Annotated in this window: 10 protein-coding genes and 1 pseudogene; 4 read left to right on the forward strand and 7 right to left on the reverse strand. The window is 63.1% G+C overall.

Annotation, left to right across the window (positions count from 1 at the left end; genetic code table 11):
* The first annotated feature begins 365 nt into the window (after positions 1-365).
* Positions 366-902 carry a host attachment protein gene (locus H537_RS0117555; protein ID WP_028998908.1) on the forward strand — a complete coding sequence of 179 codons (537 nt, stop codon included), beginning with the start codon at positions 366-368 and terminating at the stop codon, positions 900-902.
* A 75-nt stretch (positions 903-977) separates the two neighbouring features.
* Here H537_RS0117555 and H537_RS43845 read toward each other — a convergent pair whose 3' ends face one another.
* Positions 978-2,123, reverse strand: a complete 1,146-nt coding sequence (locus tag H537_RS43845) for a GGDEF domain-containing protein (protein WP_064735997.1) — start codon at positions 2,121-2,123, stop codon at positions 978-980.
* Positions 2,124-2,517: 394 nt separating this feature from the next.
* On the opposite strand from H537_RS43845, the gene H537_RS55730 reads away from it, so the two are divergent.
* Positions 2,518-3,438, forward strand: coding sequence for a hypothetical protein (locus tag H537_RS55730; protein WP_238446712.1), 921 nt, complete (start codon positions 2,518-2,520; stop codon positions 3,436-3,438).
* 351 nt (positions 3,439-3,789) lie between these two features.
* Here H537_RS55730 and H537_RS53060 read toward each other — a convergent pair whose 3' ends face one another.
* Positions 3,790-4,386, reverse strand: a complete 597-nt coding sequence (locus tag H537_RS53060) for a hypothetical protein (protein ID WP_156901797.1) — start codon at positions 4,384-4,386, stop codon at positions 3,790-3,792.
* A gap of 853 nt (positions 4,387-5,239) precedes the next feature.
* On the opposite strand from H537_RS53060, the gene H537_RS43850 reads away from it, so the two are divergent.
* Positions 5,240-5,761 (forward strand): transglycosylase SLT domain-containing protein, encoded by a 522-nt coding sequence (locus tag H537_RS43850; protein ID WP_169517036.1) that lies wholly within the window; start codon positions 5,240-5,242, stop codon positions 5,759-5,761.
* Positions 5,762-6,017: 256 nt separating this feature from the next.
* Here the strand turns inward: H537_RS43850 and glgC are convergent, their stop codons facing one another.
* The 3 genes from glgC to H537_RS43855 form a co-directional block, all read right to left on the reverse strand.
* Positions 6,018-7,259, reverse strand: coding sequence for a glucose-1-phosphate adenylyltransferase (glgC, locus tag H537_RS0117580; RefSeq protein WP_028998909.1), 1,242 nt, complete (start codon positions 7,257-7,259; stop codon positions 6,018-6,020).
* A gap of 242 nt (positions 7,260-7,501) precedes the next feature.
* A complete protein-coding gene (locus H537_RS0117585; protein WP_028998910.1) occupies positions 7,502-9,784 on the reverse strand; it encodes a hybrid sensor histidine kinase/response regulator in 2,283 nt (760 codons plus the stop codon).
* Between the two features lie 441 nt (positions 9,785-10,225).
* Positions 10,226-12,547, reverse strand: coding sequence for a hybrid sensor histidine kinase/response regulator (locus H537_RS43855; RefSeq protein WP_441293977.1), 2,322 nt, complete (start codon positions 12,545-12,547; stop codon positions 10,226-10,228).
* Positions 12,548-12,747: 200 nt separating this feature from the next.
* On the opposite strand from H537_RS43855, the pseudogene H537_RS55735 reads away from it, so the two are divergent.
* Positions 12,748-13,011, forward strand: a pseudogene (locus H537_RS55735) (IS3 family transposase); the annotation flags it as partial.
* Positions 13,012-13,188: 177 nt separating this feature from the next.
* Here H537_RS55735 and H537_RS0117600 read toward each other — a convergent pair.
* Together H537_RS0117600 and H537_RS0117610 are read right to left on the reverse strand one after the other, a co-directional pair.
* A complete protein-coding gene (locus tag H537_RS0117600) occupies positions 13,189-15,834 on the reverse strand; it encodes a PAS domain S-box protein (protein WP_156901799.1) in 2,646 nt (881 codons plus the stop codon).
* Between the two features lie 97 nt (positions 15,835-15,931).
* Positions 15,932-16,443 (reverse strand): methyl-accepting chemotaxis protein (locus tag H537_RS0117610; RefSeq protein ID WP_028998912.1); only part of this gene is annotated, 512 nt, incomplete at its 5' end.

The following is a 16,443-nucleotide window of genomic DNA, read 5'->3' on the forward strand; positions in this document are numbered from 1 at the left end:
GCGTGCCGACCATGCCATACGGCGTCACTGGGCCTTGGTGTGGTGTGCCTTCTCGTTTTGCTGGTGGCATGAGGTACAGCGCGCTGAGTCATTGTTTGAGCTGCACCAGAGCGTTTCTTGCGCACCTAAAAAGGTGCGGGGGAAAAATAAGGAGGCGCAAACGCCCGGTGCAGGGTTACTGGCCGCGGGCGCTGCGTCGCGTCCAATCATGGCTGGTCCCGTGGAGGTGGCTCAACACTTGTTGGCGGGCGTGGCGCGACGAGCCACCGCCGCCTGAGCTTGCAGAACTTATGGAAGCCGTCGCAGCTGGCTTCGGAATTGACCTCTATCTCCGGGAATAACAAAGTACCGTTAGGAAATGCAGCATGAATTGCGACCTGATTTTGATTGCCAATGCCAGTGAGGCAAGGTTGCTGGTGCGCACCGGCGATGCCGCAGCGCCGGTCGTGCTCGACACCCTGCTGCGCTCCGAGGTTCGTCCAGCGTCCGGCCTGGAGCAGCAGGCGGCCAACCAGAGTGTTTGGGCACAGGGTGGCCTTGGTGATGGCCTCTCCCCTGCAAGACCGCTAGACCCGTTTCGCAGCCGCATGCGCCGGTTTGCCGCCATGGTGGCAAACCGCTTCGAGCAGGAACTCTCCAGTCGGCACTTCGACCGCGTGGGGCTGTTTGCCGCCTGCCCCTTCCTGAGCGAGCTCATGCGCCAGCTCAGCCCCGCCACGAAAAAGTCGCTGCGTGCCGTCGTCGATGCCGACATCTCGGATCTGGACCTGACCCAGACTATCCGGCGCAGCGAGCATGCGCTGCAGGCCGGCGAATACGCGAACCGGCAACGGGAGGCGTCGGACCGGGAACGTCGGCTGCGCCGCTTTGTCGGTGCGATGCCGGAAAAGGCCGCTGCTTGAGTCGGTGGCCGCAGGCAAAGCGACGGCGCGGCGGCAAAGCAGCATCCGGTGTTGCCGGACGGCAGACTTGGCTGCTCACGGCGAGACGGCGGATTCGTTGCGGCTCCTGTTGGTTGCGCTCACGCGGAGCTGATTACGACCAGCGTGCTTGGCGGCATACAGTGCCTCATCGGCACGCCGCAGCAGCGCATCCAACTCCGTGTCCCCGTCCTGCAACAGCGTCAGCCCACTACTGAAAGTCACCGTGATGCCCAGCCGTACTTGCGCCAAGCGGGCCACACCTGTGCGTACCCTCGCGTCCACGTCCACGGCATGAGCCCGGTCGCACCGCGGTAGCACCACCAGGAATTCCTCGCCACCGTAGCGGCAGCTCAGGTCCGTCTGGCGCAGACAGCAGCGCAGCTGCTCGGCCACCAGCCGCAGCGCCGTGTCACCTCCCTCGTGGCCCAGCGTGTCGTTGATCTGCTTGAAGTGGTCCAGGTCCAGCAGGAGCACCGCGAACGGTTGGCGGTCACGGCGCGCCATCGCAATCATGACGGCGGCCTGCTCCATGCAAGCCCGACGGTTGAGCAGCCCGGTGAGCCCGTCCGTGGTAGCCAGCCGCTTGAGTGCCTGCCCTGCCTCGTCGTGCCAGCCCGCAAGAAGCGAGAGCGTAATCAGCGCCAGGGCAATGTGCTGCAATATCGCGCCGGCCAAGTTGAGTGGATGTGGCGTGCGCAGCTCCGGGTACAGATCGGTGAAGAAGGCGCCCAGGATGCCGCGACCGAGCGTCACTACAGCCAAGGCCGCCACGCTCACCAGCACCACGCCGCGCCAGCGCCGGCCCACGCCCTGCGCGGGCCAGGCGCAGGCCAGCCCCACCCCACCCAGCAGCAGCGCCAACCCGAAGTTGGACCAGCCCACGCGAAAGGCGTAGCGCTCGAACCCTAGCCCATAGCCCAGCGGCACGAGCAACGCCGCGGCATGCATGGCAAGCCGTCCCGGGCGGTTACGTAGCCAGGCGTCCAGCGCGTGCCAGATGCACACCAAGCTCAACCCCAGCAGGGCGATCCACAACGTGGAGAACAGCCGGTCGTGCACCGGGCGCGCCAGCAGCAGCGCGCCCCAGGCGAGGGCCTGCGCCACGGCGCTGGCGTTCATCCAGCGCCCGCCCGTGCTGCCTCGCCAGCCTACCAGCACGGGCAGCGCCACCGCGGTGGCCACCACGGTCGCGAGCATCATCACGAAAGTTGTCTGGATATCCAGCACAGCCGCTCTGCCTTCTTGTTGTTCCTGCACCGTGTGCGGATTGACTGCACGAAGTCGTCCTCATGTTCCAGCTTCGGCCGCGTCGGATGTCTTTCAAGCGGAAACGAGCCAGGACAAGCCCTCCTCGGACGCTGGGAGTTTCACGCAGGCCAACACAGCCTTGGTTGTTGGACAGGCCGTTGACAAGTCAGTGAGCTCTTGCCCTGGCTGCGGTGGCGGGCGCACGAATGCGGCCGGGGCAAGCATGGCTATGGTCTCGCGACCCAGGTCTAGACCTTGCTCTAGCAGCAGCGTTTCCCCACCAAGCGTGTCCGGACCACTCCTTTCCATAGAGCTGGACGGGCGCAATCCACGAGAGGAGTCACTGATGAACGATCGCGCCAACAAGCCCAATGTGGACTTGGATAAGGAAGGCCATGCGACGACCAAGGGGGCAGTGGTCGGCACGGTGGTCGGCGGCGTGGCCGGTGGAGCCATCACGGGCGCATTAGCGGGTGGCGTCACCGGTCCGGTCGGTGCCGCCATCGGTGCTGCTGCCGGCGCTATCGCCGGCGCATTGGGCGGCAAGGCAGCGGACGACACAGACACCAGCAGCGGCAAGTCATTGGACGACTACAGCACCGCTCAGGCCGGTCACGACACGGCGAAGGGAGCCGTAGCAGGTGGTGCGGTTGGAGGGATTGCGGGCGGTGCCATCACCGGAGCACTTGCTGGCGGCGTCACGGGCCCTGTCGGTGCGGCGATCGGTGCAGCGGCAGGAGCCGGCGCAGGTGCTCTGGCTGGAAGGTCCAATGAATCGGGCAGCACCTCCGACAAAGACGGCCGAGACGCTACGGGCGGAGCGGTCGCCGGTGGTGCAACGGGCGGCGTGGCCGGTGGTGCCATTGCCGGCACCCTCGCCGGTGGCGTCACGGGCCCTGTCGGTGCGGCCATCGGGGCAGCGGCTGGCGCTATGGCCGGCGCGTTAGCGGGCAAGGCGGGCTCTGACCATGCCGCCGATGACGACTACTGGCGCGACAGCTGGAGCACCCGCCCGTATGCGCAAAGCGGTACCGGCTACGACGACTACGCACCTGCCTACCGTTATGGCGCGGACGCTCACACCCGCTATCCCGGCCGTCAATTTGACGAAATTGAGTCCGACCTCGGCAGAGACTGGCACGGGGCTCGTGGAAGCTCCTCTCTGGAATGGGAGCATGCACGGCATGCCTCCCGCGACGCGTGGCAGAGGATGAAGGATGGTGGCGAGCGCGCAATGCCGGGTGATGCGGACGACGACGGTCGCTGACAGCGACAGCGGGCGCCGGGCGGTTATTTTCCAAATGGACTGAAAGCTTGATGCGGCGGAAAGCCCTTGCAGCTCGCCTGCGAAGGGCTTTTCGATCACCCCGCTTCGGCCAGTCCACCACGCTTGGCGCCGAAGTACAGGAGCGGCTTGCGGTTACGCCGCTCCTGCTTGTCTTCCTCCGGCGCCATCTAGTCAGACTACTGGTGCTATCAACATCTGGCGGGCTGACCTTTTCCAGGTTATTTGTGCAACAGGGCCTGTTTATGATAATCGTTTACTGCCTACGCCTTCAGCATGGAAGGCCGCCTGTACTCGACGCATTGACTCTAAAATTTACCCGAACAAGACAAATTATTTGGCTTCAGCATTGAGATAGGCATCGGGGTCAAAATCGGCGATGCCAATGGTGCCGAAATGAATGGGCGCAGTGTACACAGTGTGCTCACGTGCACGGTACGGCTGTCTGGCATGAAGCTTGACCTGTTCAGATTTCGTCAGTTGCCACGTATCATTCAGGCGCGAATATCCGAATTGGAAAGTGCTGCTTCCATCCCAGCCGCGGTGGCGTACCGAAAAGCCTTCAAAGTCGGCCTCGATCGCTTCTAAAGGATCACGCATGTCGCTACCGCAGGTGCTGCACCGAATGATTCGGTCATTTCGCTTCGCAAGCCGAAGTTTTTGAGATGGCTCCCTGACAATGAGAAGAAACGGCCTCTGGCCTTCTTCCCAATCCGACTCCTGATCTTCGCTTGTCTGCTTCTCCAGTACCAAGACGTAATCGAGTTGCCCATCGCCGTTCAGGTCTGCACTGCGCAACGCAATCGGCCTTGTGCCCGCCTCGACAAAAGGTCGGACTTCAACCGGTAGCCACGCTTCAGGCAGGAAGCTCGTTTGGGAATGAGCCAACGCCGAAGCCAAGGTAGCCAGGAACAATGCAGCTTGCTTCATTGACGGACCGGCATGATGTTGAACGAGTGAGCTGGGGTAGCTGCAAGCGCAGCTTCACCAGTGGACATGGAAGGCGCCAACGCACTTCAGCTTTGAGCACTGCTCCTGCACTTCCACTTCGGCCGGCAGCATATATAAATGTTTGGGTTAGCCAAGAGCACGGGGTTCGTACTTTTATCAATCAACGCGATTAGGATTTTCCATCGCCTCTGTGCGAAGAAATATTTCGAGTTCTCAGATGGATCGCGCAAGCGCTGTCAGCAACACGAAAGCTTAAAGATTCAAGGGTGATTTTAGGTTAAGTGAATACTTACCTTATTTGAAAGAAGCTGTATGGTTGCAAATACTTTCGCGGCTAGGTAGCAGTGTGGGGTCATTTCATGTTTTTAACCAAGCTAGCGTCCAGCGCCTATAGACTTGCCGTTCTTGCACAAGAACGTGAGATTGTTCACGGTTCTGGCGATCATCAAATTGCCAGTGTGCGATGCCGCATCAGAGACGAGAATAAATCTCCGTCGCTGCGACAAATATTATTTGTCACTTTTTGGGCCTAATCATCGCCTTGAGAGTCTCTTGCAGGTCTTCTTCAAGGTTTTCCTGTCCAATTCGCGGTCGTTGACGCTCCAGGCTTGGGCTGAAGGGTTTCAACACGCAGTTCTTGGACACCCGGGTGCCGTCGTTCAGCGGCGGCGCTGCCAAACAAGTACTGCTAACAATGAATACTGCTGCATCGGTTCAAGGACACGCGAAACTCTGGATCCTCACGGCGCTTCTTACGCTGACTTGCAGTGGCCCAGGTGCCATCGCACAAGCCAATGGACCAGGGCAACCAGCCCCTCAGCACAAGCCCTCCTTGGTCGCTACGGCTTCGCTGCAGACGACCACTGCGGCCAGAAAGCCGGCAAACAGTGCAGCGGAAAAAGGCGCACTCGTTCATTTCATCATGGCCGAGTTCCGCACTACCAAGGCTCTTGCCTCGCGTATCGTCAACGCGGCCTATTCGGCTGGTGCCCGGTACCAGTTGTCTCCTTCGCTGGTGCTGGCCATCATCTCGCGCGAATCAACCTTCAATCCGCAGGCTACCAGCGGCTACGGCGCTCAAGGCCTGATGCAGGTCGTTCCGCGTTTCCACATGGACAAGCTCCAGGGCAGCCGTGTCGCTAGCGCCCGGGCCTCTTTGTTCCATCCCGAGACGAACATCGACGTGGGCACGCGCATCCTGGCCGAGTACATCGAGCAGGCGTCCGGACTGCATGCTGCGCTGGTGAAGTACTCTGGCCGGGCACCTCGCTACGTGGAAAAGGTGCTGCAAGCCCACCAGACCTTTGAGCGCGTGCGCCAGGCGGCCGGGGAAGAGATCAACGGGACGGCCTGATTCTGCTTCGTGCGCTGTGCGCTGCGTCTGCCCGTTTCACATGGGCGTTCTGTTTGCTCCCATCTGAAAGCTCCTCCGGTCCTCAGGCGTTGTCTCCTCTGAGGATCTTTCACAGCCCGCTCACTGCAGCGGGCTGCTTCTCTTGCATGCGCTTGGTTCTTGCATGACCGCTTCACGGTGCTTGTGCCGACCGTCACTGCGTTCTGGCCTTTACTTCATGGAGCCGTGAGCACGGCGGCATGGGCTACCCATCAGCTTATACCTGTGCCAGCATCTTGCGCGTCACCAGCACAATGCCGCGTTCGGTCCGGTGAAAGCGCCTTGCGTCCGAGACAGGGTCCTCGCCGATGACCGTCCCATCCGGGATGATGCAACCCCGGTCCACCACGGCACGGCTGACACGGGCGTTGCGCCCGAGCTCTACATAGGGCAGCAGGACGCTATGGTTGAGTTGCACATTGGAGTCGATGCGCACACTCGAGAAGACGAGCGACTGCTGCACCCGCCCGGCCACGATGCAGCCACCCGACACCAGGGACTCGGTGGCCGAGCCCGCGCCCACGAACCGCGCAGGCGGGCGCTGTGGCTGGTAGGTCAGTATCGGCCAGCGTTGGTCGTATAGATCGAGCTGCGGTTCGGTCGCGGTCAGGTCGATGTTGGCGTCCCAGTAAGCATCGACTGTTCCCACGTCGCGCCAATAAGGGGCGCGGCCGTGCCCTACGCAGCTGCGCCCGAAATGGTGTGCCCGCGCGACGCCCTGCTGCACTGCGCGTGGAAGGATGTCGCGGCCGAAATCGTGATCCGAATCTTCGTCGGCAACATCGCGCGCGAGTTCGCGGAACAGGTAGTCCGCGTTGAAGACGTAGATGCCCATGCTCGCCAGCGACACGTCGGTGTGGCCCGGGATCGGCGGCGGCTGCAAAGGCTTTTCGACAAAATCCGTGATGCGTCCGCTGGCGTCCACCGCCATCACGCCGAAGCCGCTGGCTTCCTCACGTGGCACTTCAATACAGCCCACCGTGCATTCGGCGCCGCTGGCGACATGGTCGGCCAGCATCAGGCTGTAGTCCATCTTGTAGACATGGTCCCCGGCCAGGACCAGGACGTACTTGGCTCGATAGCTCCTGACGATATCTTCGTTCTGGTACACCGCATCAGCCGTTCCGCGGTACCAGTTTTCCTCGTCGATGCGCTGCTGCGCCGGCAGCAGGTCCACGAACTCGTTCATCTCCGCCTTTAGGAAAGCCCAGCCGCGCTGCAGGTGGCGCAGCAGGCTGTGGCTCTTGTACTGGGTGATGACGCCGATGCGGCGGATGCCGGAGTTCAGACAGTTGGACAGCGCGAAGTCGACGATGCGGAACTTGCCGCCGAAGTAAACCGCTGGCTTGGCGCGGTGGTCCGTGAGATTCATCAGGCGGCTGCCCCGGCCGCCGGCAAGCACCAAGGCCACCGTGCGCCTGGGCAGTTCAAGGGAAAGGGCAAATTCGTTGCTTGTCATACTGCTGCAGGAAGCACCCAGGAAGGCTGCCAGACTCATCAAAACGGGCCGTGCACATCATAGGCGGTAGTAACCGGGCCTCCCCGAAAGTGGACCCATCCGAGAAAATCGGCGCCTCATCGTAAAAGCGCTGCCAGTCCGAGCCACCCGTGCAATAGATCTGTCGAGGCGGCACTACCCGAGCCGGCCACTAACAGTGGCTCATGCCTGGGGCTCGAAAAAATGGCCAGCAAAGAGCCAAGTCAAGGAGCACTTGGCTTGGAAGGTAGAGCTTCACCGACACTCTTGCGCCGCTGAATCGTCTGCGCCAGAGAGGCGACCAGGTCCAACAGCGTCTTGCTGTCCACGGGCTTGGTCAGGTGACGATCGAATCCGGCATCGTGGGCCAGCGCCTGGTCCGCGGTGCGCCCGTAGCCGGTGAGAGCGATGAGAGTCGTTGTCTTGAGCGCAGCGTGGCAACGCCATCGGCGCGCGACTTCATAGCCGTCAAGGTGAGGCATCCCGATGTCGCACAGCGTCACGTCGGGCCTGAAGTCCTGGGCAAGTTCAAGACCGTCCGCGCCGTCGGCAGCGCAGCGCACTTCGTAGCCTTGGCTATCAAGGAGCATGCACATGGTTTCCCGCACGTCTTCGCTGTCGTCGATGACCAACACCCGAGTGGCCGTAGCAGGCTGGCTAGCCGGGTCCGCTGTCGTCGTGCTTGGCGATGCATCAGTTCGCAGCAGCGGCAATGCGACTCGGAAACTGCTTCCCGAGTCTTTGCCGTCACTGTGGGCGGTGATGCGCCCGCCGTGGAGCATCACCAGCGACTTGGCAATGGCCAGCCCCAGGCCCAGGCCACCTCGCTCTCGCGCCATGGCTTGTGCGCCTTGGACAAAGGTTTCGAACACCTGTGGCAGCAATGCAGGCTCAATGCCAACGCCGGTGTCCGTGACGCACACCTCCACGTCGGCGCCAACGACGGACAGCAAGGTGGTGACCATGCCACCCGCGTCAGTGAACTTGCATGCGTTGATCAGGAGGTTCGTGAGCACCTGCAGCAGCCGAGTGCGATCGCCGCGGACCACTGCCGGCACCACGGGCAACTCCAGTCGGCATTCAATGCCTTTGCCCTGCAGTGTCGGCCGCACGCTCTCGACCGCTTCGGTGACGAGCGCGCTCATGTCCACGGGCTCCGGCGCCAGCGTGATGCGCCCTTCGGCAATCCGCGCCACATCGAGCAGGTCATCAACCAGCCGCGTCAGGTGCTGTACCTGGCGGCCCAGTACTTGGCGGGCGACCTCCCGCGCCCGCTGATCCTGCTGATCAAGCAGGGTCAGTGCCGTGACGATCGGATGAAGGGGATTTCGCAGCTCATGGCCCAGCATCGCCAGGAACTCGTCCTTGGTGCGGCTGGCTCGTTCAGCCTGCCGCCGCGCGTCCTGGGCCTGGGCAAACAGCCGCGCGTTATCCAAGGCCAGGGCTGCGCGGTTGGCGAGTTGCGCGAGCATTTCCATGTCTTCGTCGTCAAAGCGCCGTCCGGATTCGGCCTGCAGCACGACCAAGGCACCGAGCGTGCGGCCGCGCGCTACCAACGGCACCATCAGCGAGTCGCGCACACCCATGGTGTTCACCATCTCGGTGAACTCCGGGTCTGTGATCAGGTTGATGTTCTCGGGCGTTACGCTGCCGCGATGAGCCCGGGCCTGCTGGATGGTCCAGTCGATTGAACCCGGTATGGTGGCAGCAGCACGCCAACGTCGGGAGTGGGCCTCGGCCCGGGCTGCCAGCACGGGATCCTTGTGACGCACCAGAGCCACCGATGCCTGGCCTTGGCTGTCTACCAGGTCGATGCGGCACCAGTCCACGATGTCTGGCACGAGTAGCCGGGTAATGGTCTCCAACGTCGTCGCCGTGTCCAGGGACTGGGACAGCTCGCTACTGGCCGCGGTGAGCAGCCGCATGCGCCGCTGTGCCGCCTCGGCAACGAGCCGTGCATGGCGCTCCGCCGCCAACAGCCGCACGTTGGCCATCGCAGGCGCGGCAAGGTCGGCCATGTCCTGCGCGAGCGCGACGTCCTTTTCGGTGTGCCGGCGGTTCGAGTGGCCCATGAAAAGAGTCAGCGCACCGACGAGCTCGCCGTTGAAGCGCATGGGCACGCTGATCATCGATCGAAAAGCCAGGGCGCGCATCCCGGTCAGTTGAGCCTCGTCCCTTGCAGCCTGCCGGTACCAGGCATCGTCGATGTCGCAATGGACGGCCGCCTTGCCCGTGGACAACGCGCACAGGTTCATCCCATCGGCGTGCTCCTGGCGCGCCCAGCGCGTAGGCCGCAGCATGGCCTCCGTGCCCGGGTCGTCGTGGGCGCGCACGGTGCGCACCACTTCGGCGTCCAGGTCCACGTCAAAAAAGCCGAAGTCCCCCAGCAGCGGCAGGCAGGCCTGCAGCACATTGGTGGCCAGTTGCTCGAAGCCGGCCGATGAGCACACCAGTGTTGCGGTGCGTTGGAGCGCTGTCAGGTGTTCGGGGCTGTCGGTTCTTTTCATCGCCCAAGGACTTGCTTACAAACAAAGGATGACGGCCGTATTGACAAACATCAAGTCGGCGACATCGAAGCCTACCGTATCCGCGCTATCCCCTGCCCTGCTGTGCCGGTCGTGGCAACGGGTCGATTGTTGGCGCTGCTGAATGCGAGCCACCTGCGGCAGCAGCGGTCGCGGTGATCCACAGGGTTGGTGGGCAACAAGCGGGCTGATGAAATTGCTCGGCCCGGTCCCCCACCGCGACGTACGCTCCGCGGTCCAACCTCACGCGCAGGGCATGGGTTTTTGCGGCATCGCGGTCGTCAGCGACCAGCTTGCCGAAAGAGCGTTGAGCCAGTGCGTGAGATGCAAGGCATTGACATTGAGCCAACGCGCGAACCCGTGTTTGCCGCCAGTGCTGTATTCGTCTGGCCAGCGGCTCAATACCAGAAACGCATCAATGCATCAGGCCAGTAGCCTTGCAAGCTCTTGAGGATCCACGGGCTTGGTCAGGTGCAGGTGGATACCGGCAGCCACGGCCGCTTGCCGGTCAGTGTCCTGTCCGTAGCCCGTGACAGCCACGACCTGCACCTGTTCAAGCCCTGGAAGGCCTCGAAGCCGACGTGCGAGCTCATACCCATCCATGCCTGGCAGACCGATGTCCAGCAGCACGGATTCAGGCTTGAGCGACGGTGCCAAGGTCAGCGCTTCCGCGCCGTCTCGAGCAATGCTCACTTCATGGCCGGACATGCGAAGCAGCAAGGCCATGCTCTCGGCCGCGTCCTTGTTGTCATCAACCACGAGTACGCGCCTGGCTGCAGGCACCAAAGTCTGGACATCGGCGACAGCCGGCTCGGGATCGGAATCAGACAGAGGCAAAGTGACCGTGAAGGTCGTTCCCATCCCTGGGCCAGCACTTGCGGCGCTGACGCTGCCTCCATGCAGTCCGACGATAGTCTTGACGAGGGCCAGGCCAATACCGAGTCCACCTTCGGCCCGGTCCAGGCCCCTCACACCCTGGACAAAGGGCTCGAACGCGCGCTGCAGAAGCGACTCCGTCATGCCAATGCCGTTGTCAACCACCCGCAGCGTCGCCACGTTGCCATCCGAGCCGACGTGCACGTCGATGCGTCCTCCTTGAGGGGTGTACTTGGCCGCGTTGGTCATGAGATTGACCACCACCTGCGTGAGCCGTGTGGTGTCACCCTTGATGGGTACGGGGCACCTGGCCAGGTGAAGGTTGAGACTATGCCCGTGCGCCATGACGGTCGCCTTGGTGGACTCCACCGCCATCCGCACCAGGGTATTGAGCTCCAGCACAACGGGATCAATCTGAATCTTGCCGCGAGTGACGCGAGTGAAATCCAGAAGGTCGTCAACCAGGCGGCCCAGGTGCCCAACCTGGCGTCCGACGAGCTCGACGCACCACACCGCTTCTGGCTTGTCGACAAACCGCTTCAAGATGCTCACGGCGTTGCGTATCGGCGCTAGTGGATTGCGCAACTCATGCGACAGCATCGCTATGAATTCCGCAACGCGCTTGCCCTCCAGTTCGAGCGTTTCCACACGCCGCCCTTCGGTCATGTCCCGGACGATTCGCACGAAACCGCGACAGATGCCTTGTTCGTTGAAAAGCGCTGTCGTCGCTATCTCAGCCCAGAACCTAGAGCCGTCCGCTCTTTGCCGCCAGCTCTCCACCAGCAGGTATCCTGCGGCCTTGGCGTGCGCCAGTTCGGCTGCAACCCTTCCGGGGTGCTGCTCATCCTCGGGATAAAACATGGCGACATCCCGGCCAAGGACCTGGTTGGCCTCATAGCCGAGCACACGTTGAGCACCCGGGTTCCAGGTCTGAATGTTCCCCTGTGGGTCGAGCAGGAACATGGCATGGTCCTTCACGCCTTCGACAAGCAGCCGCAGGTTTTCCTCGCGCTCACGAAGCTGCTCCTCGTACTGGCGACGCTCGGTGAGGTCACGCGTGACCTTGGAAAAACCAACAAGGCTGCCGTGTTCGTCCCGAATGGCAGTGATGACGACGTTGGCCCAGAAGCGACTGCCGTTTTTGCGCAGGCGCCAGCCCTCGTCCTCCAACCGGCCGTGCTGCTGGGCAAGCCGCAGTTCTTCCTGTGGCCAGCCTTCCACGATCCGGCTTGGTTCGTAGAGCATCGAAAAGTGCTTTCCGATGGCCTCGCTGGCCTCATAGCCCTTGATGCGCTGGGCGCCGGTGTTCCAGCTCCGGATGACACCGTCGCAGTCGAGCGTGAAGATGGCGTAGTCCTGCACGGACTCGACAAGCAGACGCAGGCTGCGCTCGCTCTCGCGGACCCGCTGTTCGGCTTCCCGCCGCTCGGTCAAGTCGCGCGTTACCTTGGAAAAGCCAAGCAGCTCGCCGTTGGCCCCCACCAGGGGCGATATGACGACATTGGCCCAGAAGCGGCTGCCGTCCTTGCGTAGACGCCAACCCTCGTCCTCCAGTCGTCCGAACGTGACCGATTGGCGTAGCTCCTCGTCCGGCCAGCCTCGGTCGATGGCTTCTTGCGGGTAGAAGACGGAGAAGTGCTGGCCGATGATCTCCTGAGCCGTGTATCCCTTGATGCGCTCGGCTCCCGGGTTCCAGGAGGCAACCGTCCCCTGCGGCGTCAGCAGGAAGATGGCGTAGTCGCGGACACTGTCGACCAATCGGCGAAAGAGCTCGTTGCCGCCATTGCCAAGCAAGTTGCTGATGGTCGGCGCTATCTCGAGCGGTGCCGTTCCCGGGACCCGGATGCTGGATTTCGAAGAGTCCATCAGGGCATGTTACGCGGTACGTCACCCCCTATTCGAACACCGATCCCCTGCTCGGGGCCGGCGAGCCGTGCAAGCCGCACCAACTCCTTCAGAGGTGCTGGGTTTTAAAGATGTCGGTGAGGTTTTCACGCAAGGACCGTGACGTCCGCACGCATGGTGCTGTAGTTGTGGACGGCGGTCAGGAAGCGAGGTTTTTCGGCGGTGACGACGCGCTGGTCGGACACATCAAGCGCGTGTGGCGCGACAACATGCAGTTCTACGGCGCGCGCAGGGTCTGGCGGCAATTGCAGCGCGAACGCATCACGATGGCGCGCTGCACGGTCGAGTGGCTGATGCGGCGTTAGAACCTGCGCGGCAAGGTGGTGCACACCACCGTCGCTGACACGACCGCGTCCTTGCCGTCGGACAAGGTAGCCCGGCAGTTCCGGGCTGAGCGACTCAACGAGTTTTGGCTCTTGGACTTCACATAGATACTGTCGGCGAATTCACGTTCGCGAAGGCGCCAGCCGGGCAAATCAGGAGACACGCGTTTTGGCATGGCGGCAACCATTAAGCCAAACAACGATTCGTTTGCCATTGATGCTAACCGCTGCAAGTACCTGCTGGAGTGACCAAGCCATCCACGCAACGGCAGGGTGTACTGGTCATGCAATGGGAAACGACAGCGTCACGCTGAACGTGCTGCCCTTGCCTGGCTGACTTTCCAAGGCAAGTTGCCCGTCCATCATGTCCACCAAACTGCGCACGATGGACAGCCCCAGCCCTGAGCCGCCGAAACGCCGCGTGGTGGAGCCGTCAGCCTGTATGAATGGCTCGAAGACATGCACCTGCGCCTCTACGGCGATGCCGATGCCCGTGTCCTGTACCTCGAAGCGCAAGGTCGCATGTGTACCCCCGTGCGTCAGCGGCGCAGCGCGCAGCGCGACGAAGCCGGCGTGCGTGAACTTCACGGCGTTACTCAGCAAGTTGAGCAGCACCTGCTTGAGCCGCAAGGCGTCGCCAACCAAGCGTGCTGGCAGATCGGGCGCTGCCTCCAGCTGCAGGGAGAGCCCCTTGGCATCGGCCTGAGGTCGCACCAGGGTGCACACAGCGTCTAGCAGCGCCAAGGGCTCGAAGACGGCCTCCTCCAGCTGCATCACGCCCGACTCGATGCGCGAGAGATCCAGCACGTCGTTGGTGAGCGCCAGCAGCTGCTCGCCGGCCTGGTGGATATGGCCGATGAAGCGCGACACGTCCCGGGGCAGTTCCCGCTGCAGCAGCAGTTCGCTGAGTCCGATGACGGCATTGAGCGGCGTACGGAACTCGTGGCTCATGTGGGCCAGGAAAGCACTCTTGGCTTGGCTGGCTGCTTCGGCCTCCCGGGTGCGCTGGCGCAGCATTTCCTCCATTGCCTTGCGCCCGCTGAGATCGGTGAAGCTGACGATGAAGCCCGTGGCCTCTCCCTGCGTGTCGCGCAACAGGCCAAAGCTCGACAGGGCGGGAAAACGTGTGCCGTCGGTGCGCACGCAGGTGAACTCGCCTCGATGTCGTGCCCGACGGTCACCGCTTTTGTCGGCCGCGCCTGGCGTCAACAGCTCCACCAGCTCGACCGGCAGCCAGTGGGCGTCGAAACGCAGTTCTTCTGCCAACAGGAATTCCAGCATTGAGCGCCCCTGCGCCTGTGCTGTTGGCAGAGCCAGCATTCGCTCCGCAGCCGGGTTCAGCATCGTGATGTGCCCCGTCCTGTCGGTCGCCACGATGGCACTGGCAGCCGTGTCGAGAATGGCGCGCAGCTCGGCAGTGCGCTGCTGCACGCGCTGCTCCAGCAGCTGTTGAGCGCAGTATTGGTCGTGCACGTCGATGGCTGAACCAAACCAGCGAGAGACATGCCCTGCCGTATCGAGAGAGGGCTCGCTGCGCAGAAGGTGCCAGCGCCAGGCGCCGTCATGGCGGCGGATACGGTGCTCGGCGACAAAACAGGCCTGCGCCTGCAGCGTCTGGCGCCAGCACTTCAGAGTGACAGGACGGTCGTCGGGATGGATGGCCTCGAGCCAACCCTGGCCCAATGCCTCGTTCATCTCCTGGCCGGTGTACTCGCTCCAGCGCCTGTTGAACCATTCCACGCGACCGCTGGCATCGTTGCTCCACAGCAGGTCGGGTACCAGGTCCGCGATGGCACGGAAGCGCGCTTCGCTCTCACGCAACGCCTGCTCGGCCAGGTGCCTGTCATGGATATCCACCGACACTCCGAACCAGCGCAGGAGCTGCCCGCTGTCCGGATCGCGGTAGGGTGCCGCACGCACGAGAAACCAGCGCCACTGGCCAGCTGCCGAGCGCAGCCGCATTTCCGTCTCGTAGAAGCGGCCCTCGCGCCGCGCCTGGTCGAATACTGCAGCACTCGGGCCGACGTCGTCCGGATGGATGAAGCGCGCCACATCGGCCAAGGAAGATGCCGGGTCGATGGGCGAGCCGGCGTACTCGGTCCAGCGCTGGTTGACGTAGAGCGTGGCGCCCTCGGCATTCGCGATCCACAAGATTTGCGGTACTGCGTCCGCCATGAGACGCAGCTGCTGGCGGCGCTCGTACGCCAGCGTGGTTGCCTCCAGCAGCGTGCCCAGTACGCCAACGGCCCGGCCTGCTTCGTCATGCAGTGGCACCAGGCTAAGGGACCATGGCTGCGCGGTCTCTGGCGAGACCAGTGGCAGCTCCCGTGCCACGGCAGGCTCGCTCGTGCGCATCACCCGCTCAAGCAGCGGTGCCAGCTGCACCCAGGCCTCATGCCATGCCGTGGCGGCGGGCACGGCCAGCGCTGCGTGCTGGGCATCCAGCAGTGCACAGGCCGCGTCGTTGGCTATCTGCAGCAGCTTCGCGCCCCACCACAGCAAGCAGGGACGGCCACTGGCCAGGCATTGCGCCACAGCCGCCCGCAGGCTCGCGGGCCACGTCTGGGCGGCACCCAGTGGGGTGGTGTCCCAGGCGTAGGCGCTGACCCTGTCCGCCATCACCTCAGGTGCCGCAGCCCCATCCGCTTGCCCTGCGCCCATGAACCATCCTTCACACAATGACCGTACAGGATCGCGTTGTCCCATAGAGGTAGTAACGTCAGCAAGGACTACGCGAACTTCGTCCGATGTCCTGCTTGCTCTGCTCGCTGTACAGCGTACGGACACGCCTAACGCGCTGAAGTGCTGGAACCAGCTCTCCAGCGACAGGCTGCTTGCCAGCCGCAGCCAACGTCCGAATCTGGATCCAAATCCGGCCCGATGTCCGATCCGGTAAACGCCCTCACGGGCCGTTCCAGAGCTGGTCACCCTGGTACTGTTGCTGCTGGCGCTGTTGGGCCACCATGCTCAGCGCCTTGATGCCCTCAGGAATCCGCGCTGTGACGTGAGCCAAAAGCAGCAGGCCTTAAAACGGCTCTGCAGGAGCACCCTTGAAGCCAGGCCGCTTCACATTCGTCGCATGGTCACCTTCCTGCCGCTGCGTGCGATCCCGGCCCTTGGACTTGGCTGTGAGCGTGGCCAATGGAGCATGCAGGTTCCTCTCGCCGGCCAGCTTGAACACAGCCACAGTGCCCACCAGTTGCTGGGCCTGCGACCTCAAGCTTTCTGCTGCCGCAGCGCTTTGCTCGACCAGCGCCGCATTCTGCTGAGTGGTTTTGTCCATCTCGGACACGGCCTCGCCGACCTGGGCCACCCCGGAGCTTTGCTCGGCGCTGGCGGAGCTGATCTCACTCATGATGCTGGTCACCCGGCGAATGGAGGCGACCACTTCGCTCATCGTGATGCCCGCGCGGTCAACCAGCTCCGTGCCCTGCTCCACGCGCTCGACACTGAGCTGGATGAGATCCTTGATCTCCTTGGCTGCCTGGGCGCTGCGTTGTGCCAGGTTGCGTACTTCGCTGGCGACAACGGCGAATC

Origin of the sequence: Azohydromonas australica DSM 1124, assembly GCF_000430725.1 — a bacterium.
Lineage (GTDB): Bacteria > Pseudomonadota > Gammaproteobacteria > Burkholderiales > Burkholderiaceae_C > Azohydromonas > Azohydromonas australica.